Source organism: Streptomyces sp. NPDC055025 (assembly GCF_053608565.1).
On sequence record NZ_JBSGVS010000101.1, the window covers coordinates 1 to 23,536 of the forward strand.

Annotated in this window: 15 protein-coding genes; 8 read left to right on the forward strand and 7 right to left on the reverse strand. The window is 72.3% G+C overall.

Annotated elements, in window-relative coordinates; all coding sequences use genetic code 11:
- On the reverse strand, window positions 1-1,505 hold a 1,505-nt coding region (locus tag ACWGDX_RS37020), incomplete at its 3' end, for a hypothetical protein (RefSeq protein WP_453632891.1).
- 462 nt (window positions 1,506-1,967) lie between these two features.
- On the opposite strand from ACWGDX_RS37020, the gene ACWGDX_RS37025 reads away from it, so the two are divergent.
- Complete coding sequence (locus ACWGDX_RS37025) at window positions 1,968-4,403, forward strand: phosphoketolase family protein (RefSeq protein WP_453632893.1); 2,436 nt, start codon at window positions 1,968-1,970, stop codon at window positions 4,401-4,403.
- Window positions 4,404-4,462: 59 nt separating this feature from the next.
- Here ACWGDX_RS37025 and ACWGDX_RS37030 read toward each other — a convergent pair whose 3' ends face one another.
- The 4 genes from ACWGDX_RS37030 to ACWGDX_RS37045 all read right to left on the reverse strand — a co-directional run bounded on the left by ACWGDX_RS37030 (window position 4,463) and on the right by ACWGDX_RS37045 (window position 9,479).
- Window positions 4,463-5,512: a zinc-binding alcohol dehydrogenase family protein gene (locus ACWGDX_RS37030; protein WP_453632895.1), complete on the reverse strand. Its 1,050-nt coding sequence runs from the start codon at window positions 5,510-5,512 to the stop codon at window positions 4,463-4,465.
- Window positions 5,513-5,632: 120 nt separating this feature from the next.
- Window positions 5,633-6,979, reverse strand: coding sequence for a 6-phospho-beta-glucosidase (locus ACWGDX_RS37035; RefSeq protein ID WP_453632897.1), 1,347 nt, complete (start codon window positions 6,977-6,979; stop codon window positions 5,633-5,635).
- 218 nt (window positions 6,980-7,197) lie between these two features.
- Window positions 7,198-8,658, reverse strand: a complete 1,461-nt coding sequence (locus ACWGDX_RS37040; protein ID WP_453632899.1) for a sensor histidine kinase — start codon at window positions 8,656-8,658, stop codon at window positions 7,198-7,200.
- A 71-nt stretch (window positions 8,659-8,729) separates the two neighbouring features.
- Window positions 8,730-9,479: a response regulator transcription factor gene (locus tag ACWGDX_RS37045; protein WP_453632901.1), complete on the reverse strand. Its 750-nt coding sequence runs from the start codon at window positions 9,477-9,479 to the stop codon at window positions 8,730-8,732.
- A 236-nt stretch (window positions 9,480-9,715) separates the two neighbouring features.
- Here ACWGDX_RS37045 and ACWGDX_RS37050 point away from each other — a divergent pair, with 236 nt between their 5' ends.
- Window positions 9,716-10,498, forward strand: a complete 783-nt coding sequence (locus ACWGDX_RS37050) for an FAD:protein FMN transferase (RefSeq protein ID WP_453632903.1) — start codon at window positions 9,716-9,718, stop codon at window positions 10,496-10,498.
- A gap of 146 nt (window positions 10,499-10,644) precedes the next feature.
- Here ACWGDX_RS37050 and ACWGDX_RS37055 read toward each other — a convergent pair whose 3' ends face one another.
- Both ACWGDX_RS37055 and ACWGDX_RS37060 read right to left on the reverse strand, forming a co-directional pair.
- Entirely contained in the window at window positions 10,645-11,415 is a 771-nt protein-coding gene (locus tag ACWGDX_RS37055) for a DUF1775 domain-containing protein (protein ID WP_453632905.1), read from the reverse strand.
- Between the two features lie 56 nt (window positions 11,416-11,471).
- Complete coding sequence (locus ACWGDX_RS37060; RefSeq protein WP_453632907.1) at window positions 11,472-12,320, reverse strand: hypothetical protein; 849 nt, start codon at window positions 12,318-12,320, stop codon at window positions 11,472-11,474.
- 283 nt (window positions 12,321-12,603) lie between these two features.
- Between ACWGDX_RS37060 and ACWGDX_RS37065 the strand changes: the two genes are divergently transcribed.
- The 6 genes from ACWGDX_RS37065 (at window position 12,604) to ACWGDX_RS37090 (ending at window position 23,498) form a co-directional block, all read left to right on the forward strand.
- Window positions 12,604-14,043 (forward strand): glycosyltransferase family 39 protein, encoded by a 1,440-nt coding sequence (locus ACWGDX_RS37065; RefSeq protein WP_453632909.1) that lies wholly within the window; start codon window positions 12,604-12,606, stop codon window positions 14,041-14,043.
- A 104-nt stretch (window positions 14,044-14,147) separates the two neighbouring features.
- Window positions 14,148-15,413: a hypothetical protein gene (locus tag ACWGDX_RS37070; protein WP_453632911.1), complete on the forward strand. Its 1,266-nt coding sequence runs from the start codon at window positions 14,148-14,150 to the stop codon at window positions 15,411-15,413.
- Complete coding sequence (locus tag ACWGDX_RS37075) at window positions 15,410-17,422, forward strand: VMAP-C domain-containing protein (RefSeq protein WP_453632913.1); 2,013 nt, start codon at window positions 15,410-15,412, stop codon at window positions 17,420-17,422. The genes ACWGDX_RS37070 and ACWGDX_RS37075 overlap by 4 nt, the downstream gene beginning before the upstream one ends.
- Complete coding sequence (locus ACWGDX_RS37080) at window positions 17,419-18,507, forward strand: AAA family ATPase (protein WP_453632915.1); 1,089 nt, start codon at window positions 17,419-17,421, stop codon at window positions 18,505-18,507. The genes ACWGDX_RS37075 and ACWGDX_RS37080 overlap by 4 nt, the downstream gene beginning before the upstream one ends.
- A 10-nt stretch (window positions 18,508-18,517) precedes the next feature.
- Window positions 18,518-22,363 carry a caspase, EACC1-associated type gene (locus tag ACWGDX_RS37085; RefSeq protein WP_453632917.1) on the forward strand — a complete coding sequence of 1,282 codons (3,846 nt, stop codon included), beginning with the start codon at window positions 18,518-18,520 and terminating at the stop codon, window positions 22,361-22,363.
- Window positions 22,364-22,508: 145 nt separating this feature from the next.
- Window positions 22,509-23,498 carry a sporulation protein gene (locus ACWGDX_RS37090; protein ID WP_453632919.1) on the forward strand — a complete coding sequence of 330 codons (990 nt, stop codon included), beginning with the start codon at window positions 22,509-22,511 and terminating at the stop codon, window positions 23,496-23,498.
- Window positions 23,499-23,536: the final 38 nt, after the last annotated feature.

The following is a 23,536-nucleotide window of genomic DNA, read 5'->3' on the forward strand; positions in this document are numbered from 1 at the left end:
CAGCCGTTCACCACGACGAACGCCTTGTTGTTGGCCAGATTCGGGTCGAAGTCGCTGATCCTGAGGTCGGGCTGGTCGTTGAGGGTGACCGCCTTCCCACGGGCGCCCGGCACGACACGGTCGACACGGAGGGAGAACGGGAAGGTGTGACTCGCCCGCTCGTGCAGGAAGACGGGCGTCGAGCAGCGGTAGCGGGGCGCGCCGAGCTGCTCCTCCTGCCAGGCACCCGAGGCGTCGAGCGCGTAGCACTCCTCCGGCTTGGCGGTGACCGCCGTCCCGCGCGGCACGGTGAGGTCCACGGTCGCCACCGGCTCACCCGCGCCGAGGGAGGCCACCCACGCCGGGCCGCGGTTCTTCACCGTGACCGACGCGGTGACGGTCTCGCCCGCCGCGCCCTCGACCTCGCCGCCGATCAGTTTCAGGTCCGCGGTGTTGATGGCGTTGACGAGCACGGAGCGGTAGTTGTCCGACGTGTCAACGTCGGTCTCGTCCACGGCATCGGCTACGGCGTCAGCCGCGGCACCGCCCACCGTGCCTGCCAGTCCGGCGCGGGCCTGGGCGGCCGCCGGGCGCGGTTCGAGGTCGGCTCCGCCGCCCCGGACGAACGGGCGTCCCGCGCGCGCCTGTTCCAGCGCCTCGTCCGAGTACGGTTCGGCCGCGTAGTCGAATCGGTCGTAGAGCACGCTCTTGTTGGTCCGCAGCGCGCCCGCGTCGAGGGAGAAGGTCCGGCCGGGGGCGATGGGCTCGTCCAGCACGCACAGGGCCCAGGAGCCGACCGGGGTGGCCGGCGGGTTCTCGTCGAGATACTCGCAGTTCCCGTACCGGGAGGCGAAGTCCAGGCCGTGCGAGGCGAACAGGGTCAGCAGGGTGCGGTCGGCGGTGCGGTTGCCGTTGTTGGCGAGTGTGACGGGTACGTCGACACGGCTCCCCGGTTTCACACCGTGCCGGTTCGGCGCCTGTCCGAGGCCCAGATCGGGGCCGTTGCGCACGGTCACGGCCGTCTCCGCCGGATACGCCGTCAGATCCCCCGCGACGGCGGTGCTCCTGATCGTCGCGACCGTACCCTCGACGGCCGCGGACGTGGCCGTTATCCCGATCTCGGCCCCGCGGACATGGTCGTTCGTGGACAGCCCGGGGAAGGCGCACTCGCCGGTGACGGTACGGTCCTGGCCCGTCCCGCCCGTCCGCTCGGCGCAGTTGGCGGGCCAGGTGATCTCGGCGAGGTCCGCCAGCTCGGTGACATCCACGGTGAGTGTGCCCCCCGGCACCACCATGTCCGTGTTGTCGTGCGAGATGTCGATGCTCAGGGTCCTGGTGGGCGCGTCACCGTCGGCGTCCGCGCCGAGCAGGGCCAACTCGTACGGAGCCGCGATCCACAGCGCGTCCGACCCGTCGGCGCGGGCGGATCCCGCTCCGGCGACGACAAGGGCGCAGACAAGGGCGAAGGCGGCGAGGAACGGTGTGATGAGGCGATGGGTCGAGGTCGGGGTCAGGCGTCCGGTCATGACGTCTCCCATGGTCAGAAAGTACAGCTACGGTCATCACGACCCACGGGAGAGCCGGAAAGTTGTACGGAGCGCACCGGCCCGCTTCGGCTCGCGAAGTACCCCGTACGGTCGGTTCCTTATCGCCGGTAGGCCCGAGATCAGTCCCAGGGGGCCGACTGCCGCCTCAAGCGCCGCGAGGGGCGCCGCGCCAGGCGGCGTAAAGGGTTCTCACAGGGCTCCGGGTTCTCCGGGTGCACCCGTTCGGGCCCTTCCGGTGGACCTGAACGGCCCTGGGGCCCTTCGTCCGGGGCGAGCCAGGCCGGTCCCCACCGGCCCGCGCCGTCCTCCGCCGGACCCCTCACGCGCCCGGCCGCCGGCCGGGCCCCACCCGGACGGCGACCGTTTGGCATCGGGACCCAGCGGGCACCGATCGCCCCCGACAAGGCTGACCACGACACCCACGAGCCGCGGAGGAGAGCCATGCGCGAGGCGAGCACGTCGGCGCGGACCACGGTCACGGCCACCGTCACCGACGAGGAACTGGCCACTCTGGTGGCCCATTGGCGGGCCGCCAACTATCTGGCGGTCGGTCAGATCTATCTCATGGCCAATCCGCTGCTCACCGAGCCGCTGCGGCCGGAACACATCAAACCCCGGCTGCTGGGCCACTGGGGTACCTCCCCGGGGCTGAATCTGGTCCACACCCATCTCAACCGTGTCATCAAGGCCAGGGACCAGGACACGGTCTGTGTCTGGGGACCGGGGCACGGCGGCCCCGCGGTGCTGGCCAACGCCTGGCTGGAGGGCAGCTACTCGGAGGTCTACCCGGACGTCGGCAGGGACCGGGACGGTATGGCCCGGCTCTTCCGCCAGTTCTCCTTCCCCGGCGGAGTGCCCAGCCATGTCGCGCCCGAGACGCCCGGCTCGATCCACGAGGGCGGTGAACTCGGCTATTCGCTCTCCCACGCCTACGGCGCCGCGCTCGACCATCCGGATCTGCTGGTCGCGTGTGTGATCGGTGACGGGGAGGCGGAGACCGGGCCGCTGGCGGCGTCCTGGCACTCCAACAAGTTCCTCGACCCGGTGCGCGACGGCGCGGTGCTGCCGATCCTCCATCTCAACGGCTACAAGATCGCCAATCCCACCGTGCTCGCGCGGATCCCCGAGCCCGAACTGGACGAGCTGCTGCGCGGCTACGGCCACGAGCCGCTGCATGTCGGCGGCGACGACCCGGACACCGTCCACCGCGCCATGGCCGCGGCGATGGACAGCGCCCTGGACCGTATCGCGCTGATCCAGCACACGGCCCGGGAGGAGGGCGCCACGGAGCGGCCCCGCTGGCCGGTGATCGTGATGCGTACGCCCAAGGGCTGGACCGGTCCCGTCACCGTGGACGGACTGCCGGTCGAGGGGACCTGGCGCTCGCACCAGGTGCCGCTGCCCGCCGTGCGCGAGAACCCGGAGCATCTGCGGCAGCTGGAGGCGTGGCTGCGCTCGTACCGGCCCCAGGAACTCTTCGACGACCGCGGCCGCCCATGGGCTCGGGTGCTCGACTGCGTGCCCGAGGGCACGCGCCGGCTCGGCGCCACGCCGTACGCGAACGGCGGTCTCCTGCTGCGCGAGCTGCCCGTGCCGCCCCTGGAGGCGTACGCCGTACGGGTCGACCGGCCCGGCGTCACCCTGCATGAACCGACCCGGGTGCTGGGCGATCTGCTGGAGGCGGTCATGGAGGCCACGACCGAGCGCCGTGACTTCCGGGTCGTCGGTCCGGACGAGACGGCGTCCAACCGGCTCCAGGCCCTCTACAAGGCCTCGGGCAAGGCCTGGCAGGCCCGGACACTGAGCGTCGACGAGCATCTCGACCGGCACGGCCGGGTGATGGAGATCCTCTCCGAGCACACCTGCCAGGGCTGGCTGGAGGGCTATCTCCTCACCGGACGGCACGGTCTCTTCTCGTGCTACGAGGCCTTCGTCCATATCGTCGACTCGATGGTCAACCAGCACATCAAGTGGCTGAAGGTGTCCCGTGGCCTGCCGTGGCGGCGCCCGGTCGCCTCCCTCAACTACCTGCTCACCTCGCATGTCTGGCGCCAGGACCACAACGGCTTCTCCCACCAGGACCCCGGCTTCATCGACCATGTGCTGAACAAGGCGCCCGAGGTGGTACGGGTCTATCTGCCGCCGGACACCAACACCCTGCTCTGTGTCGCCGGCCATGTGCTGCGCAGCCGGGACCATGTCAATGTCGTCGTCGCGGGGAAGCAGCCGTGCTACGACTGGCTCACCCTGGACGAGGCGCGGGCCCACTGTGCCCGTGGCGCGGGTGTGTGGGAGTGGGCCGGTACCGAGCGCGAGGGCGAGGAGCCGGACGTGGTGCTGGCCTGTGCCGGTGATGTCCCGACCCAGGAGGTACTGGCCGCCGCCCTGCTGATCCGCCGCCATCTCCCCCGGCTCGCGGTCCGCGTCGTCAATGTGGTCGATCTGGCCCGGCTGCTGCCGGACACACTGCACCCGCACGGACTGTCCGACAGCCAGTACGACGCGCTGTTCACCCGCGACAAGCCGGTGATCTTCGCCTACCACGGCTATCCGTGGCTGATCCACCGTCTCGCCTACCGCCGTGCCGGCCATGGGCATCTGCATGTGCGCGGTTACGAGGAGTCGGGCACCACCACGACGCCCTTCGACATGGTCGTCCGCAACAACCTGGACCGCTACCGGCTGGTCATGGATGTCATCGACCGTGTCCCGGGGCTCGCCGTACGCGCCACCCACGCGCGGCAGTCGATGGAGGAGGCCCGGCTCAGGCACCACTCCTGGATCCGTGAGCACGGGTCCGATCTGCCGGAGGTGACCGACTGGACCTGGCAGCCGGTGCCCGTGGACAGCGAGATCTATCCCACGACGCGTCTGTGAGCGGGTCGGTCGGCGGTGGGTGGTCGGTTCGGTACACGCACGTCGATCCGGTACGAGCGTCAGTCCGGTACGAGCACGGCGGCTCCCTGTACCCGTCCGCCCGCCAGATCGGCGAGTGCCCGGTCGGCCCGGCTCAGCGGGTACGGGCTGGCGGTGACCTGGATGCCGATGCGCTCGGCCAGTTCCAGGAACTCGCGGCCGTCGTGGCGCGTGTTGGAGGTGACACTGCGCAGATTCCGCTCCTGGAAGAGATGGCGTTCGTAGTTCAGCACGGGAATGTCGGTGAGATGGATCCCGGCGACGGCGAGCGTCCCTGAGCGGTCCAGGGCCTCCAGCGCCACCGGTACGAGATCACCCACCGGTGCGAACAGGATCGCCGAGTCCAGCGGCTCCGGCGGGCGGTCGTAGGCGCCGCCCGCCGAGGCGGCGCCGAGGTCCAGGGCGAGTCGCCGTGCCCGCGCCGACCGGGTCAGCACATGGACGGTGGCGCCCTCGGCGAGGGCCACCTGGGCGGCGAGATGCGCGGAGCCGCCGAATCCGTAGAGTCCCAGCCGCCCGCCCTCGGGCAGCGCGCTGCGGCGCAGCGCCCGGTAGCCGATGATCCCCGCGCAGAGGAGCGGTGCGAGCAGGACCGGGTCCTGGGATTCTGGCAGCGGGTAGGCGAAGGCCTCCGGCACCAGGGTCAGATCGGCGAAGCCGCCGTCCGCGTCCCATCCGGTGTAGACGGACCACGGGCAGAGATTCTCCCGGCCGGCCAGACAGTAGCGGCAGGTCCCGCAGGTGCCGCGCAGCCAGGCTCCGCCGGCCCGGTCGCCGGTGCGGAAGCGGGTCACCCCCTCGCCGGTGGCGATCACCCGGCCGACGATCTCGTGTCCTGGGACGGTCGACGGGCGGTGGGGGTTCAGATCTCCCTCGGCGAGATGCAGATCCGTACGGCAGACACCGCAGGCCTCCACACGCAGCAGCAGATCCCCGGGGCCGGGGACCGGTGTCCGGCGGCGGATCCGGACCAGCGGCCCGGTGGCGATCGGTCCGGGCGTCTCGACGGCCCAGGCGCCCAGGGCGTCGGGGACGGACGCGGGAGAGGCGGCGGAAGCGGGAGAGGCCATGTATCCAGCGTGCGGCGGGGGCCGACGAGGGGCAAACGGTCGGCGCCCCGCCCGCCGCCCCACCCTGCCGGGGCCCGGCGAACGTACGGCCACGGCCCGCCCACGTCGGCCGGGCCGGGCCTAGGGGCGGTTCAGATACGCGAGGCCCGGGTGCGCTTTCGTGTAGCCGTCGACGAGGTGGTGGGCCACGGTCACCGAGTCCACCAGCGGATGGAGGGCGAACGCCTTGACGGCGGTGGCGCGTGAGCCGCTCGCGGCGGCGGCGAGGACCTCGCGTTCCACCGCCTTGACGGCGCACACCAGACCGGCGGCGTGGTCCGGCAGCGGCGCGGCGGAGAGCGGGTGGGCGCCGTTCGCGTCCACGAGACAGGGCACCTCGATGACCGCGTCCTCGTCGAGCACCCGCAGGGTGGTGCGGTTGCGGACGTTGAGGATGAGCGTGGTGCGCTCGTCGCGGGCGATCGCGCGCATCAGGGCGAGGGCGACCTTCTCGTAGCCGCCGGACTCCAGATCGTCGGCCTCCCGTTCACCGACGCCCGCCGCCTCGCGGTTCTCCGCCATGTACGTGGCCTCGCGTTCGGCGCGGGTGCGGTCCCAGGTCGCGAGGGCGGGCGCGTCGGGGTGGGCCATCTCGGCGTAGAAACGGGCCTGTTGGTCCCGGAGGAACGCGCCGCGCGTCTGCTCGGCCTCCTGGTAGGCGCGTACCGTCTCCCGGTTGAAGTAGTAGTAGTGCAGATACTCGTTGGGGATCGCACCCAGGGACCGGAGCCACTCGGGGCCGAAGAGCCTGCCCTCCTCGAAGGAGCCCAGCGCCTCGGTGTCCGCGAGCAGGCGCGGCAGTTCGTCGCGGCCGGCCACCAGCAGACCGCGCAGCCAGCCGAGATGGTTGAGGCCGACATAGTCGGGCGACGCCTCGTCCGGGTCGGCGCCCAGGACACGGGCGACGCGCCGGCCCAGCCCCACGGGTGAGTCGCAGATGCCGATGACACGGTCGCCGAGGTGGCGGGACATGGCCTCGGTGACCAGTCCGGCGGGATTGGTGAAGTTGATGACCCACGCGTCGGGTGCGAGCCGGGCGACGCGCCGCGCGATGTCGACGGCGACGGGCACGGTGCGCAGTCCGTACGCGATACCGCCCGCGCCGACCGTCTCCTGGCCGAGGACACCGAGGTCCAGGGCGACCCGCTCGTCGGCCGCGCGTCCTTCGAGCCCGCCGACGCGGATCGCCGAGAAGACGAAGTCCGCGCCGCGCAGCGCCTCGTCGAGATCGGTGGTGGCCGTGACCGCCGGCGCGTCGGGGACGCCCTCCGCCTGCTCGGCCAGCACGCGGGCGACGGCCGTGAGCCGGGCGGGGTCGAGATCGTGGAGGGTGACCCGGGTGATCCGGCCCTCGGCGTGGTCGGTGAGGAGCGCGCCGTACACGAGCGGCACCCGGAACCCGCCACCGCCGAGAATGGTCAGTTTCACGCGGGAACCGCCTTTGTGTCGGCCTCGTCCGGCACGGCACGGATCGCCGCGTCCATGGGGGCGTTGGTCACTGGCACGAGGGTCTTTCGTTTGGATCCGGCTGGATCAGGGAGCGGGGGCCGGTGCCTCGGCCGGCACGCCGCGAACATTACTCGTCGGCCGGCGCTCTTCGCCACGCGCCGTCGTGCGCCCCGGTGCCACCTGACGGGCCGGGCCGGTCACCTCGTCCGGGCGACGGGCAGCCGTACGGTGAAGACCGTGTGGCCTGGGCGGCTGGTCACGTCCACGGTGCCGCCATGGGCGCCGACCACCGCGGCGACGATCGACAGACCGAGACCCGTGCCGCCCGTGGTCCCCTCCCCCGTGGTCCTCGACCTGGCCCGGTCGGCGCGGGTGAACCGCTGGAAGATCTCGCGCTGGAGTTCCTCGGGGATACCGGGTCCGGTGTCGCTCACGGTCAGTCCGGCGTGGTCCTCGCCGTCGGTGATGCGCAGAGTCACGGTCGTGCCGGGCGGGGTGTGTGTACGGGCGTTGCCCAGAAGGTTGGCCACGACCTGGTACAGGCGGTGTTCGTCACCGGTGACGGTCACCGGTTCACGGGGCAGATCCAGCAGCCAGTGGTGCTCCGGGGCGGCGGCGCGCGCGTCGCCCAAGGCGTCGAGCGCGAGCCGGGTGAGATCGACGGTGTCCCTGGCCAGCGGACGGCCCGCGTCCAGACGTGCCAGCAGCAGGAGGTCCTCGACCAGACCGCTCATCCGTTCGCTCTCGTACTGGATGCGCTCCAGGGCGTGCCGTACGTCGTCGGGCACGGACTCGGGGTGGCGCAGGGCCAGCTCCGCGTGCGCGCGCACGGTGGCCACCGGGGTACGCAGCTCATGGCTGGCGTCGGCGGCGAAGTGGCGCAGCCGTTCCTCACTGGCGTGACGGCGGGAGAGCGCGTCGCCGACATGGCCGAGCATCCGGTTGAACGCGGCGCCGACCCGGCCGACCTCGGTCCTGGTGTCGGTGTCGGGCAGCGGGTCGGGCATGGCGATCTCACCGCTGGCCAGCGGCATCCTGGTCACCTCGGCCGCGGTCGCGGCGACCCTGCTGAGCGGGCGCAGGGAGAGCTGTACCCACAACGCCCCCGCCACTCCGGTGACCACGATCGCGGCTCCGAACACGGCCGTCTCCACCGCTTCCAGCCGGTGCACGGTGTCCGTGACGCGCCGGAGCGGCAGCCCGGTGATGAGCCTGTCACCCTCTTCACCGTGCTCGGTCACCACCCGGTAGGCACCGAGGGCGGAGAGAGTGACGGTGTGCCCCTTGCCGTCCGGCGGTACGGCGGCCAGTGTGTCCCGGTCCCCGCGGCTGAGCGGCACGGGTACATGTGTGTCGCCGTGCACCAGCGACGCCTCGACGGCGACACCGAACAGCAGCCGGGCGCCGAAGGTGCCCTCCGCCTGCCCCCTGGTGTCGGCGGATTCGTCGGGACGCTCCGCGTGCTCCAGGCTGGCCGCGAACCGTCCGTCGGCCGCGGCGAGCTGATGGTCGAGTCTGGTCATCAGAAAGCGTTCGAGCGCCAGTACGGTGATGACCCCCACCGCGAGGCAGGCGAGGGCGAGCAGCAGCAGGAGTCCGGCGATCAGCCGTGCCCTGAGGGTGCGCGGCACGGGCAGCCTTCCCAGCGGTCTCCCCACCGCTCGCACGGTGTGTCCCGCCCGTCGGCCCCATCCCGTGCGGCCGGGGGCGCTCACGCGGCTCACGCCTCTCACGCGTCCGGCTTCAGTACGTAACCGACCCCGCGCACCGTGTGGATCAGCGGGGTCCGGCCCGCGTCGATCTTCTTGCGCAGATAGCTGATGTACAGCTCGACGACATGCGCCTGGCCGCCGAAGTCGTAGGACCAGACCCGGTCCAGGATCTGCTCCTTGGACAGGACCCGGCGGGGGTTGCGCATCAGGAAACGCAGCAGTTCGAACTCGGTGGGTGACAGGTCCACCACCACACCCGCCCTGGTGACCTCACGGGCTCCCTCGTCCATCATCAGCTCGCCCACCACCAGCCGGTCGCCGTCCGGCTCGCGGGCCATACCGGCCCTGCGCAGCAGTCCGCGCAGCCGGGCGAGCACCTCCTCCAGGCTGAACGGCTTGGTGACGTAGTCGTCACCGCCCGCGGTGATGCCCGCGATCCGGTCCTCCACGGTGTCACGGGCGGTGAGGAAGAGCACACAGACGTCCGGCAGCGCGGCCCGCAGCTCACGCAGGACCTGGAGACCGTCCATGTCGGGCAGCATCCAGTCGAGTACGACGGCGTCGGGGCGGAACGTGCGGGCGACACGGACCGCCGAGTGGCCGTCGCCCGCGCTCCGTACCTCCCATCGCTCGTAGCGCAGCGCACCGGACAGGACCTCGGTCAGGTCCGGCTCGTCGTCGACGACGAGGATGCGCACCGGGGCGCCGTCGGGCCTGCTCAGGACGGAAGAGGCGGTGTGATCGACGTGTTCGGCGTGTTTGTCCATGGTGGGTCCAGCTTCTCGCGCCGTGATCACCGACGCGGTCAGGCCGGCCTCCGCGTCTTCGCGTCGCCGGTGTGCCGTCACGGTGCCGCCGGGGAGCACCGGTGCCGCCGCGGGAGCGGGGACCGCACGGATCTCCCGGGGTCCACCCGTGTTCAGAGGCTTCTCAGAAGGCGTCCTGCGAGGCTGACGAAACCGCCCATCACCGGGCGGACCCGCCTCCGAAAGAGGGATACCTGGTGGTCACCCAACAGGACCCGCAGAGCAAACACAGTCCTCACCCCGGTCTGCGTCACTTCGAGCATGTCATGGGGAGGGTGTTCTCGTTCGACATCCATGACCCCGTCACGCGGGAGGTGGGCCGGGCGATCACCGACAGCGTCGTCTGGCTGCACGAGATGGACGCGCTCTTCTCCACGTTCCGCGCGGACAGTGCCGTCAACCGGCTCTCGCGTGGTGAGACGACCGTGGACCAGTGCCCGGACGTGGTGAGGGAGGTCCTCACGCTCTGCGACGAGGCGGCACGGGACACCGAGGGGTTCTTCACCGCGACTGCCCGTGGCGGCCTCGACCCGTCCGGCCTGGTCATGGGGTGGTCGGTGGAGGGTGTCTCACGGAAGCTGTACGCGGCGGGGGCGCGGAACACCTACATCGACGCCGGGGGCGATCTCCAGCTCCGGGGCGAGACCTCGCCAGGCCTGCCCTGGCGGGTCGGTATCGCCCATCCGGTCCTCCGGGACCAGCTCGTGGCCGTCGTCCACGGCCATGATCTCGGAGTCGCGACCTCGGGATCGGCCGAGCGCAGCGGCCACATCATCGATCCCCGCACGGGTCTGCCGGCCTCCGATCTGCTGTCCGTCACCGTGACCGGCCCCCATCTCACCCAGGCCGATGTCTTCGCCACCGCCGCCTTCGCCATGGGTGACCTGGCACGTTCCTGGATCGAGTCGAAGGACGGCTACGAGGCGCTGGCCGTCACCGCCGACGGGGAGACCTGGCAGAGCAGCGGCTTCCCTTCCTGAGCCTCTGTCGTCAGGTGGGGTTCCGTCCTGAGGTGTCGTCAGGTGAGCCTCCGTCCTCGGGATTGCCTGCCGGGGCCCCTCCCCGCGAAGAACCGTCCCCTGCCCCGGGAAACACCCCGGGGCAGGGGACGAGCCATACGCCCCGGTCAGACCGAGTCCGCCCCGGCGCGGCGCCTGTACCACCACACGCCGCCGACCGACGCGGCCACGACCACCACGCCGAGTGCGACGAACAGCAGCGGACTTGTGCCGTCGTCCGCGGCGGCGGCCGTATCGGCAGCCGTGTCGGCGGCGGGGGACGCCGGGGACGCGTCGGCCGAGGGGAGCGTCGTGGCCGGATCGCTCGCCGCCGGAGTGGACGGTGCGGCCGTGGTCGGCTCGGCGACGGGACTGGGGCCGACCGGCGTGGCCCCGGGCGCGGCGGGCTTGAGCGCGAGCGTCGGCGCGAGACTGCCGTGCCCGCCGTCCGCGGGCTCCTCCAGTTCGATCCACCGGTCGACGCGGCCGTCGCCGTAGCTCTGGAGGGTCTTGAACGCCAGCGACTCGGCGTCCGGGAGCTGTCGTACGGTGACGGTGTACGCGGCGTCCTCACCGACCGCGACGGCCGGACCCGACACGGTGTAGCCGCGCGCGGTGGCGGCGAGCCGCCAGCCCTTGGGGCCCTTCCCGTAGGTGATGTCGGCGGGGGCGATGCCGTCGGGCAGGATCACCTCCAGCCCGGTGATCCCCGCCTTGTCGGACTCGGTCTCGGCGGTGAAGGCGAGGGTGACGTTCTCGGCGAGGGCGGCGGCGCCCTCCGCCTCGACCTCCACATGGGCGGACGCGGGGGCGGCGAAGGCGACCGAGGCCGCGAGGACGGCCGCGGTGAGGACGGAGAGACGGCGCACGGTGGACGCCGGGGTGGTGGTACGGAACACGGGTGACTCCCATGGTGGTGTGGGGTGGTACGGGCACGCCGGAGCGCACCCCGAGCTCAGAGGGCGGGGGCGGGCTCCGCCGGGGGACCTCGGCGTACCACCGCGTGTGCCAGTACCGGGCAGTCGCGCGGGGGCGGCTGCGCGCGCGTTCCCACGGCCCGCAGGACACGGGGTACGGACGGGAACAGCCGCGTGGGAACGCGCCGTACGAGCCGTACGAACATGTCGCCGAGCACACCGCCCAGCCGTTCTCCGACGGCGAGGCAGGCCGCGTCCGCGCGCTGGAGACACCACGCCACCAGCAGGGCCGCGAGGATGTGGGCGGCCGTCATGGCCAGACCGTGCCGCTCGGCGTGCCACATCTCGTGCGTTCCGTGCGCGGCGCCGTGGCCGACGGCGCCGTGGCCGATGCTGCCGTGGTAGGCAGCGTACGCGCCGGGAGTGCCCTGCGAGCCGGAAGTACTGTGCGGGCCGGGAGTAGTGCGCGCCGCGGCCCGTGCGAGCCAGAGGTGCAGGGCCAGTTGGGCCGCGCCGGTCGCCGCGATCACCACGGGCAGGGACAGTGGCCACGACCGGGAGCGTGACCGCGGCGACGGCCGTCGCCGCGGCCGGGGTGTGGTCACGGCCGGCAGGGCGAGCAGGAAAAGCGCCGCGGCGGCGGGCGGCACGGCCCGCCACGGCACCGGGTCGCCGGAGACCACATGGTGTCCCGTGACCGCGAGCACGACACCGGTCACGGTGAACACCGCCGCGCGGGCGAGCGCCACCGGCGCGCGGGACCCCGGTCCTCGACCGGTCCTGCGCGCGGTGCGGGTGGGGTGGGTCCACGACCACGACATGGCCGGCCCATCATGGAGCATCGCCGGGCCGTCGGACCGGGACTTCCGGAATCCGATGCGGCCCATTGGACGCCTCCTGCTCGCGGACACCCCGCAGGGCACGCATGGTCGATCTGGCCGATCTGTGTCCCCGCGCCGGTGAACGGAGCCCGTCATCTCCTCCGCACAGCACATCTCCCCCTCCTTCGGTCCTGGCCCGGAGACCGCGCCCGGGGCACCGGCGCGGCGCGAGCCGGCGCGGCACACGGCCGTTCTCGTCCTCGCCCCGTTCACCCTGGCGCTGGTCCTCGGGCTGTGGGGAATCGACCGCGGGAACACGCTCTGGGCCGACGAGGCGGTCACCTACGAGATGGCGCACCGGAGCGTCACCCGGATCTGGCACACGCTGGGCCACGCCGACGCCGTGCACGGTCTCCACTACCTGCTGACGCACGGGGTGTTCGCCCTCTGGGACGGCGGTGAGGCGGCCCTGCGGCTGCCGTCCGTCCTCGCGGTGGCCACGGCCTCGGTGGGTGTCGCCCTCATCGGGCGCGGACTCGCCGGGCCACGCGCCGGAGTCCTGGCCGGGCTGGTCTTTCCGCTGATCCCGACGGTGCAGCGGTACGCGCAGGAGGGGCGCTCGTACGCGCTGGTGTGTGCGCTGATCACCTGGAGCACCTGGCTTCTGCTCACCGCGGTCAGCCGGCGGGGCAGGCTCCGCTGGGGCGCTTACACCGCCTTCATGCTGACCGCCTGTCTGCTCCATGAGCTGGCCGTCGTGACCCTGTTCGCCCACGGTGCGACCGTCTTCCGCTCCGGGCTGCCGCGCGCGGTGATCCGGGCCTGGGGCATCGCGGCCGGGTGTGTGGCCGTCGGACTGCTTCCGCTCGCGGCCTTCAGCGTCACCCAGTCCGAGCAGGTCGACTGGATCGGCTTTCCCGACCTCGGACAGACGGCGCGCTTCGTGGTGGCGGCGCTGCTCGGGCTGCTGTGCGCCAGGACACTGGGCCGTACCCCACCGCGCCGTACCCCACCGGACCGTACTTCACCGGACCGTACGCCGGCCGATTCGCGCGCGCCGGCCGACACCCCCGCCCCGGCCGGTACGAGCGCCCCGGTCGAGCTGCGGACGCTCGCGCTCTCCCTGCTGATCCTGCCGACCGTACTGCTCGTCCTGCTCACCCCGCTGCGGCCCCTCTATGTCGACCGCTACGTCCTCTCCTACACCATCGGGCTCGCCCTGCTGATCGGCGCGGCGCTCGACCGGATCCAGCGCGATACCGGCCGCTCCCGCGCGCTGCGCGGTGCGGTGTCCCTGACGGCGGCGGGGGCGGCGCTGGCCGCGCTGTTCCCCGTGGGCGCGTATCTGCGGACCCCGCAGAGCCGTCAGAACGACGCCGACGCCGTCGCACGGGCGGTACGGGAGGCGGCGCGGCCGGGGGACGGCGTGCTCTTCATGCCCGCGCGCCGGCGCGTATGGACTCTCGCGCGCCCCGAGGCCTTCCGGGGTCTGTCGGACCTCGCGCTGGAGCGCTCCCCCGTCGCCTCGGACACCCTGCACGGTACGGAGTTCACGCCCGGCCGGATCCGGGCCCGCGTCATGGCCGCCCACCGGATCGTCGCCGTCCATGATCTGGCCGGTCAGCCGCTGGAGGAGGACGAGCGGGAAGTCGCCAAACGCGAGACCCTGCGGACCCGCTTCGAGGAGTGCGGGAGCCGTACGGTGACCCAGGCCCGGATCACGGTGTACGCCCGCCCCGGCGGCTGCCGGGACCACGCGACGCTCCGGGGTACGGCCCGCATGAGGTAGGGCACCACACGTGCCTCACCGGCAAAGCGGCAAGCGCCTGCCCCCGCGCTGTGCAGGCACTATCCTCGCTCCTAACTGGCAGAAATATCGGGGGGCTTGTCCGCGTGCGGTTTGTTTTCGTCCATGGGACCGGTGTGCGCCGCGAGCGCTACGACCAGTTGTCCGCGCTGATCGCCGAGGCACTCACCGGACGGTTCCCCGACGCCTCCTTCGTGCCCTGCTACTGGGGCGGCGCCCATGGCGCGACCCTCGGTGCCGCAGGCGCGTCCATCCCCCGGCCCGATGGGACGCGCGCCGCGGCCGGCGGTGGCTCGGTGGCCGGGCCGCCGGACCAGGAGGCGGCCGAGTGGCTGCTCCTGCTCACCGATCCCCTCTGTGAACTGCGGGTGCTCGCCGAGCTTCCGGAGGGTGAGGACGACGGTCTCGGCATGCCCGGGGTGCGGGGCGCCGGGGAGAGGGTCGCCGAGCTGCTGACCGCGCTCTCCGGTGAGCCGGACTCGCACGGTCTCCCCTCTGCCGCCGACGAGTTGTCCGTGCTGCTGCGCGCCACGGGACTCGACGCGTCCTACCCCACCGCGCTCGCGGAAGTCGCCGGTTCCACCGAGTTCGCCACGGCGTGCACGGCCGCGGCCGACGTCCCGGCGAGCCGGGAGGTCGCGACGGCCGCGAGCCGCGCGGTCGTCGCCGCCGCGCTCGCCGACGCGGGGGAGGACGCGCTGTGCACCGGCGACGAACGCGACCGGCTGGTCGATCTCGTCGCCGCACGCCTGGGCGGTACGGGTCGGGTGCCGGGCGGCCGGGCCGCGGCCGTACTGGCCGCGCTCGCCCTGCGGATGACGACACAGCCCGTACTCGACCTCTGGCGCGGCCCGATCACCCGGAAGTCGGTGCCCGCGCTCGGCGACATCCTGCGCTACCAGGCGCGCGGCGGTCCGCTGCGGGACCATCTGGCGGAGCTGATCACCAAGGACGCCGATCCCGGTGAACCGACCGTGCTGATCGGACACAGTCTGGGCGGGATCGCCCTGGTGGACCTCTACGCCCTCGCGGCGATGGAACAGGCCCCGCTGCCCCGGCCGGAGCTGCTGGTGACGGTCGGCTCACAGGCTCCGTTCCTCCATGAGCTGGGCGCGCTCACCGGGCTCCCCCCGACGGCGACGGCCCTGCCGCCCGGCTTCCCGCGCTGGCTCAACATCTACGACCGCAGGGACCTGCTGGCGTACCGGGCGGAGCCGGTCTTCCCCGGCGATCCGCGTGTCGTCGACCACGAGGTGTCCAGCCGCCAGCCGTTCCCGGTCAGCCATGGCGCGTACTGGAAGCTCGACGCGGTGTACGACCGGATCGCGGAGGAGATCGAGGCCCCGAGATGACCACGGTGGACACCGCCGGAGCGGGCGCGGGTACCGACACCGGATCCCCGGTCGATCCCCGCCGTGTCTTCGCCCTCGTCGTGGGTATCGAGTCGTACGACGTGAGCCACCACTGGAATCTGGCGGGCGCGGCCAGGGACGCCGAGCGGTTCGCCGGCTGGCTCACCGGACCGGCCGGGGTCCCCGCCGGCAACGTACGGCTCCTGCTGTCACCCCTGGAAAGAACCGCCGTCAAGGAGGCTCCGACGGCGCGTCAGCTCCCGACCCGGGAGAACATCGAGCGGATCCTGTTCAAGGAGCTTCCCGCCCTCGACGGCGATCTGCTCTGGCTCTACTGGGCCGGCCACGGCTATCTCGACGAGTCCCATCAAATGCTGCTCCCCTACGCCGACGCGACCAAGGACTTCACCTCCCATCTCAATCTGGAGGAGGCGCTGCGCTGGTGGAAGAGCAGCCGGTTGCCGGCCGGGCGCTTCCAGCGGCAGATAGCGATCGGGGACGCCTGCCGCGTCGACACCCGCAGGGCGGCCAGACTCGCCTTCGGCGCCTCGGCGTACGGTCTCGGCGCCACGGTCCCCGAGAGGCGTCAGTTCACGCTCTACGCGTCGCACGCGGGCGAGGTCGCGCAGAACCTCGCCGACCGGGGCGCGGGCCAGTTCACCGACACCCTGCTGCGGCGCCTCGACGGCAGGACCCTGGACGAGACCGTGCGCGGTCTGGTCGGCATCGCCCGTTCCGTGCAGGCCGACTTCCAGGTGCTGCGGAACCGCGGACTGGCCTGGCAGGAGCCGCAGTTCGTCATCGAACGCGACTGGAGCGGCTCGGCGGTCCTGGGTGACGGCTGGACGGACCCGGGGCCGGGCGGCGGCTCCGGCGCGCCCGGTCTCGACCAGCCCGCCTGGAAGGAACTGGGCGTGCTGCTGCGGGGCCGGGAGGTCCCGCCCTTCGCCTGCGACGCGTATCTGTGGGCCTTCGAGGTGACCGGCTGCGCGCCCCCGGCCCGGCGCAGTCTGCCGGCGGACGCGCTCACCGAGATCGCCCGCGATCTCGACAACCGGCAGGGCAGACAGCGTGACATGCCGCTGACGCTGCCCTTCGTACGGCATCTCGCGGCGCGCTCCACCGATCCCGCGTGGGCGCGCAGGGCCGACGCCTGGGTGGACACCACCCGCGAGCGGCTGGGCGCCGCTCCCGTACCCGCGCCGCCGGAACCCGCGCCCGAGGGCACCGCGCTGCATGTGCGGCTGACACCGGAGGAGGCGGAGGCGGACGGTGTGCACTGGGTACGGATGTGGCTCTACCGGAACTCCGCGTTCGAGACGGTGTGGGAGTCGCCCCGTCCGATGTCGATGGCCGCCGTCCGGACCCGCCTCGGCGAGCAGCTCCTGGCCGGATCCGCGGACCGGCTCACCCGGATCGAGTTCCATGTGCCGTACGAACTGCTGGGTGAGGAGTTCGAGTGCTGGGGCCTGCCCATCGGCAGACCGGGCAAGACGATCGAACTGGGTTCCCACTACGAGGTGGTGGTGCGCTGCCCCGACGAGCGGACCGGTATCGCCCACACCCAGTGGCGACGGAAGTGGGACTGGTTCAGGACTCACGGCGGGGAGCACCGGAAGGCGGTGCACCAGGTGAGCGACGGTGATGTCTCCCCGGCGCTCGGTGTCTCCCTCCAGGCGGCCGAGCCGCCGGTGTGCGTCCTCGCCGAGGTGTCGGAGCGACTGCTGATGGACACGCTGGACGCGGTGCTGGACGCCGGAGTGCCCATCGCGGTCTGGCGCCGTGGCGGCCGTACGGACGGCGCCGAGCTGTCCGCGGAGCTGGCGGCGGGGGCGGACACCGGTATCGACGTACGCCGGCTGCCCGCCGTCCTGAAGTCCTTACGGATCCCCGGCCGGGCGCCACGGATCCCCGGGCAGGCACAGCAGGGGGTTCCTCCGTCCCCACGCCCTCTCGCTCTGATGTGGGACGACCCCGAACGCGTACCCGAAAGGCGGTCGCTGTCATGAGCGAGAGTACGGATACGAGCGCGCCCACGGGCACGGAGTCCGCGGACACCAAGGACTGGTGGATCTACCAGGGCCCCGGGGATCCCGCCGAGAAGCGGGCGCGCCTGGCCGGACAGCTGCCGCCCTGGCGGGAGTTCGAGGGGGTGCGGGATCCGGAGTACGCGCCGCCGGGGGACACCGACCCGGCGTGGGCGGAGACGCACCGGCGCGGTTCGGGGTACGTACCGGACACGGAGGAGAGGGACGCGGTCAACACCGCGCTGTATCTGCGCCGTCCGCTGCTCGTCACGGGCAAGCCGGGGGTCGGCAAGTCGACGCTCGCGTACGGCATCGCGGCCGACCTGGGGCTGGGGCCCGTACTGCACTGGCCGGTCACCAGCAGGAGCACCCTGCGGGACGGCCTCTACCAGTACGACGCGATCGGCCGGCTGCACGACGCCAACCTCGGCCATCTGCACGCCTCCAGGTCAGCGGGGGCCGCGCCCCCCGATCCCTCGATCGCCCCGTATCTGCGCCTCGGACCGCTGGGCACCGCGCTGCTGCCGCAGGAGAGGCCCCGGGTGCTGCTGGTCGACGAGATCGACAAGAGCGACATCGATCTGCCCGGTGATCTGCTCACCGTCTTCGAGGAGGGCTCCTTCGAGATACCCGAACTGGCGCGGGTCGCCCGTCAGGAGCCGAGGGTACGGATCGGCACGCACGACGACCCGGATCCGCGGGTATGGGTGGAGAAAGGGCGGGTGAAGTGCCAGGCGTTCCCGGTGGTCGTGCTCACCAGCAATGGCGAACGCGACTTTCCCCCGCCCTTCCTGCGGCGCTGCATCCGGCTGCACATGGCGCCGCCGGGCAAGGAGAAGCTGACCCGGATCGTACGGCGGCGACTCGGCCTGGACCCGGCCGCCGACGACCGGTACGGCGATCTGGTCGAGGCGTTCCTGCGGCGCAGGATGGACGGGGACCTCGCCACGGACCAGTTGCTCAACGCCGTACAGCTCCGGCTGAGCGGGGCATGGCCGAACCCGGCGGAGCGGGAGCGGTTCCTGGAGACCGTCCTCCAGCGCCTCACCGGCACACCGTCCGCGTAGGGACCGCCCGATGATGGAGCACCTGCTGCGCGCCCTGGAGGAGTCCGGCGCCGACGCGGGCCCTGAGGAGCTGGCCGACATCCTGTGGCTCGCCGAGCGCGTCGGCGGCGCGGGCCATGGGCCGTCCGCGCCGGGCGACGAGGGGCCGGCGGACGGCGGGGCGCCGCCACCGCCGCCCGGCGGGGCTCCGGTGTTCCAGGACGCGGACCCCGCCGGGCCGGGCGACGAGCTGTACAGCGCGGCGACGGCGGAGCCGGCGGCGGGTGAAGGGCCCGCGCGGCGGGGTGAACCCGTGCTGGTGCGGCGGGCGATGGCGCTCGACGACCCGCTGGGGCTGATGCGGGCGCTGCGTCCGTTCGGCCGCCGGACGGCGGAGGGCGGCAGGACGGAGCTGGACGAGGAGCTGAGCGTCCGGAGCAGTATCGAGCAGCGCATGGTGCTGCCCGTGCTCAGGCCCCTGCGCGGGCGGTGGCTGGAGCTGGCCCTGGTGGTGGACACCCACCACTCGATGCTGCTCTGGCACGACCTGGTGACCGAGCTGTGCCGCACCATCACCCAGACGGGGATCTTCCGCGATGTACGGGTCTGGTATCTGAGCGGTACGGAGGCGGGCGGCACGCCCGTCGTGACCCGCCCGACGGGCGGGGAGCCGCGCCGGCCCCGGGAGATCTCCGACCCCTCGGGCCGCCGTCTGGTGCTGGTGCTGACGGACACGGTCGCGGACGGGTGGAGCGGGCCCGGTGTCGAGGCGATGCTGCGCCGGTGGGCGGCGCACGGTCCGACGGCGGTGCTGAACGTGCTGCCGCGGCGGCTCTGGAACCGGGGCGCGGCCCGTCCGTCGGGTCTGCTGGTACGCGCGGCGAGGCCCGCCGCGCCCAACTCCTCCTGGCGGCTGGCCCGGAGCCGGGCGCGCAGCCGTGACCGGATCGCGGAGCGGATCGCCGTGCCGGTGGTGGAGGTGAGCCCGGCGGGGTTCTCGGTGCTGGCCGATCTGGTGGCGGGCGGCGGGCGGTGGAGTCGGATGTCGTGTCTGCTGATCGACCGGGTCGCGCGGGAGGTCCCCGCCGGTCATCCGGAGCCGGTGTCCGCTCCCGGGTCCGACGAGACGGGCCCGGACCAGGCTGTGCGCCGCTTCCAGGCCGACGCGTCGCCCCTGGCACAGGAGTTGGCCGGCTATCTGTCCGCCGTACCGCTGACGCTGCCCATCATGACGCTCGTACGGCGGGTCATGCTCAGGGAGTCGGAGCACGGCCATCTCGCGGAGGTCGCCCTCGGGGGCCTCTTCGAGCCCTGGCGCGGCGGGCACCGGGAGATCGACACCGCCAGGTTCCGGTTCGAGTTCCGGCCGGGCGTACGGGAGGCGCTGCTGGGTTCCCAGCTGCGGCACGAGATCACCACCGTCCAGGAAGTGGTACGGCGGGAGATCGCGGCGTATGTGGACCGCCCTCCGATGGGCGGCGGCGACTTCCCGGCGACGCGGGTGTCGGCGGAGGGCTCGGATCCGGGCGGGGTCCCGGGCTCCGGCGGTCAACTGGTGGAGGAGGACGCGATCCCCTTCGCGCGGCGGCCCGCTCCCGTACGCGAGGACGACGGGATCGGCCGCCCGCTGGAGGAGGTGACGGACCCGCTGGAGTTCGGGGTCCATCCGGCGATCAGGGTGCCGGGGGACGAGCATCTGCCGGTGCTGCCCGCCTTCGTGGAACGTGCGCACAACCGGGAACTGAGCACTCTGCTGGAACTCGCCGCCTCGGGCGAGAGCCTGTTCGTCGTGCTGACCGGCAACAGCGTGTCGGGTACGTCCCGTTCGGCCTGGGAGGGACTGCGGAAGCTGCCGCCGGGCTGGCGGCTGTGGGCGCCCCGGAGCGTGGACGAGCTGGAGGCGAACCTGTCCCGAGTGCGTGCGCACACGGTGGTCTGGCTGGATCACCTCTGGCCCTACGACGGATGGGAGGAGCAGTTGGAGCCGCTGCTGCGGGACCGGGCACGGGTGCCGATCGTGCTGCTCGGCGTCCGTCGGCCATGGCCTGCCGCACGACGGCCCATGACGCACCTGATCAGTGTCTCCGGCCGTTTCACAGCCCGGGAGATCGAAGCGCTCCGGACGAAGGAGGCGGCGGATCCGCGCCTCGCGCGCGCGCTCGCACAGGAACCGTCGGGCTTGATCCCCCGGGCCCTCAGCGGGGCGACCTCACTGGTCCGGCGTTACGCGGACGCTCCGGCCGCGGCTCGTGCCCTGATCGACTTCGTTCTGGACAACCGGAGTTCGTCCGGCCCTCCGGTCCTGTCGGCCGGCGCACTGCGCGAGGGGGCGATATCGCGGCTCAGCGTCAGTCAGGCAGAGGAGCTACCGGCCGGCTGGTTCAAGGACGCGCTCACCTACGCCACCGCACCGGGCTCCGGAGCGCCGGCGCTCGTCGACATCGCTCGGGGCAGGAGTGCTCCGCCGCTCTATCGCCTGACCGATCTCGCCTTCCACGCCCTGCGGCCCTACCGTGACGAGACGCCGCCGACGCGCCGGCCGTCCGCCGGACCGCATCTGGTGAGAGTCAGCGCGGGAGAGAGCACCAGCACCGGCGTGGCGATGGGGGATCGCCGCGTTCTCACCACGGCCCACCAGTTGCTCACACCTGCGGGCCGGATGCGGGAATCGGTCCAGGTCACTCCCTGGCGGACGGACCTGCGATCCCGGGCCTCCGTCGCCTGGTTCGACGAGGTGAGGGATCTCGCGCTGCTGCGCGTGAGCAGCCCGACCACACTGTCGAGGAGCGAACTTCCGCCCGATCTCGCTGAGCACCTCCCCGAACCCGGGGAGGACGTCGAGATCATCGGGTTTCCGCTGACGCTCTCCGCCGACCCCGGCGATGCCGAGCCGCTCCGGTTCCACGGCCGGTTCTCCGGTATGTCGCCCCACGCCCCCTCCGACATGATGCTGGAGGTGCTGGATCCGACCCGGCCGCCTGTGCCCCCCAGGATGTCGGGGGCGGTGGTCACCAACACGTCCGGGGCGGTGGTAGGTCTGGTGACATCGAGGGGCGGTGCCGGGCAGCTCTGGGCGACCCCGGTCGCAGGGCTCGACCTGACGGACCCGGACGGCGCCACCAGGAGCCGTCATCCGCTCCTGCCCGATCCGGCGCGCTCACGGGCCGTGCTCATCGGCACCGGCTCGTACGACCACCCGGGGCTCAGCGATCTTCCCGAGGTGTCCGCCAATATCGCCGATCTCGCGTATGTCCTGGCTCCCGGCGATCCGGACGGGAGTTTCGATCCGCGCCATGTGACGCGTGTGCGCGATCCCCGTACTGCCGGGGAAGTCCTGGAAGCGATCGACCGCGCGGCCTCGGAGGCGGAGGATGTCCTGCTGATCTACTACGCCGGCCACTCCTCGCGCAACGGTGAGGATCTCGCTCTGTACCTCTCGTCCACCGATGCCGAGCGATGGCGGTCCACCTCGCTCTCCTTCCCTCACATCCACCGCCTCGCCGGCCGGAGCCGGGCCCGCCGCTGTGTCTTCGTCCTCGACTGCTCCTACGCGGGAGCCGCCCTCCAGTACGAGAGCGGGCCCGCGACACGGCAGACGAGCTGGCACCTGGGAGCCTCGGGACGTACCGCTTGGGCGCGGGCCGCCGGCACGGGCGAGCCGCACACCCCCTTCACCGACGCTCTGATCAGCGCGCTCAGCACACCGGCCGCTGACGGCTCGGGAGTACTCCCCTTCGACGCGCTCTTCGAACAGCTCAGAGACCCGGCGCGGCTCCGTCAGGATCCTCCCCCCGAGCTGCGCGTCAGCCACTATTCGGCGGTGGGAGATCTCGCCCTGGCCGTCCCGGCCGACATGCCCGGCCCCGGCGCCGCATGACCGTCATATCCCGCCAGACATGGCTGAAAATCGGGAACCACCGCGCACTCCGCGGTAGTTCTGATGGCGTCCCCGCCCTCGGGCGCCCCCCACCGGGCGGGGCCGACGCACTCTGTACGCATCACATGAAGGAGTGAACGCCACGATGGTGTTCAAAAAGCTGCTCGGGTCGTTGGGGGTCGGCGGTCCCTCGGTCGACACCGTGCTGGCCGCCCCGTCCGTCGTACCGGGCGGGACCCTGTCCGGCCAGGTGTATCTGCGTGGCGGGCAGACGGACGTGGAGATCGAGCAGATCACCCTCGATCTGGTGGCCAGGGTCGAGTCCGAGGGGCAGGACGAGGAGACCGAGGGCACGGTCGTCTTCGACCGTGTCACGGTCGGCGGTGGTTTCCGGCTGGCCGAGGGCGCGGAGTTCACCGTGCCGTTCTCGGTCATGGTCCCCTGGGAGACGCCCCTGACCGAACTGCACGGCCAGGCCCTCGGAGTGGTACTGGGGGTACGGACCGAACTGGCGGTGGCGGGGGCGCGCGACAAGGGCGATCTCGATCCGCTGGCCGTCTCTCCGCTGCCGGCCCAGGAGGCGGTCCTGGAAGCGCTCGGACAGCTCGGCTGGGGCTTCAGGTCGGCCGATCTGGAACTGGGACACATCGGCGGCACGGGCCAGCGGCTTCCGTTCTACCAGGAGCTGGAGCTGACCCCGCCCGCCCGGTACGCCGATGTGCTCAACGAGATCGAGGTGACGTTCCTGGCCACGTCCGAGGGGATGGAGGTCGTCATCGAGGCCGACAAGCGCGGCGGCCTCTTCTCCGGTGGCCATGACACGCTCAACCGCTTCACGGTCTCGCACGAGAGTGTGCCCCATCTGGACTGGAACACCGAGGTCGACGGGTGGATCAGACAACTCGTCGGGAGCCGCGGCGCGCACTCCGCCCACCATGACAGCCACTACTCCGGGCACCACGACGGGCACCACGAGACGCACCACCGCTCCGGTCCCGGGACCGGAGCGGTGATCGCCGGTGCCGCCGCGGGTCTCGCGGTCGGCGTGGTGGGCGGCATGGTCGCCGCCGAGGTGATCGACGAGATCGGAGACGCCTTCGAGGACGAGGAGGACGAGGGCTCCGAGGAGGAGTGACCCCGGGAGCGCCCCGGCGCGGGGCGGGGTCCGGTGCC

Excerpts from the sequence above, each read along its gene's own strand:
- ACWGDX_RS37025 (WP_453632893.1), top strand. The coding sequence starts at position 1,968 with ATGCGCGAGGCGAGCACGTCGGCGCGGACCACGGTCACGGCCACCGTC.
- ACWGDX_RS37030 (WP_453632895.1), bottom strand. The coding sequence starts at position 5,512 with ATGGCCTCTCCCGCTTCCGCCGCCTCTCCCGCGTCCGTCCCCGACGCC.
- ACWGDX_RS37045 (WP_453632901.1), bottom strand. The coding sequence starts at position 9,479 with ATGGACAAACACGCCGAACACGTCGATCACACCGCCTCTTCCGTCCTG.
- ACWGDX_RS37060 (WP_453632907.1), bottom strand. The coding sequence starts at position 12,320 with ATGGGCCGCATCGGATTCCGGAAGTCCCGGTCCGACGGCCCGGCGATG.
- ACWGDX_RS37065 (WP_453632909.1), top strand. The coding sequence starts at position 12,604 with ATGGCGCACCGGAGCGTCACCCGGATCTGGCACACGCTGGGCCACGCC.
- ACWGDX_RS37075 (WP_453632913.1), top strand. The coding sequence starts at position 15,410 with ATGACCACGGTGGACACCGCCGGAGCGGGCGCGGGTACCGACACCGGA.
- ACWGDX_RS37080 (WP_453632915.1), top strand. The coding sequence starts at position 17,419 with ATGAGCGAGAGTACGGATACGAGCGCGCCCACGGGCACGGAGTCCGCG.
- ACWGDX_RS37085 (WP_453632917.1), top strand. The coding sequence starts at position 18,518 with ATGATGGAGCACCTGCTGCGCGCCCTGGAGGAGTCCGGCGCCGACGCG.
- ACWGDX_RS37090 (WP_453632919.1), top strand. The coding sequence starts at position 22,509 with ATGGTGTTCAAAAAGCTGCTCGGGTCGTTGGGGGTCGGCGGTCCCTCG.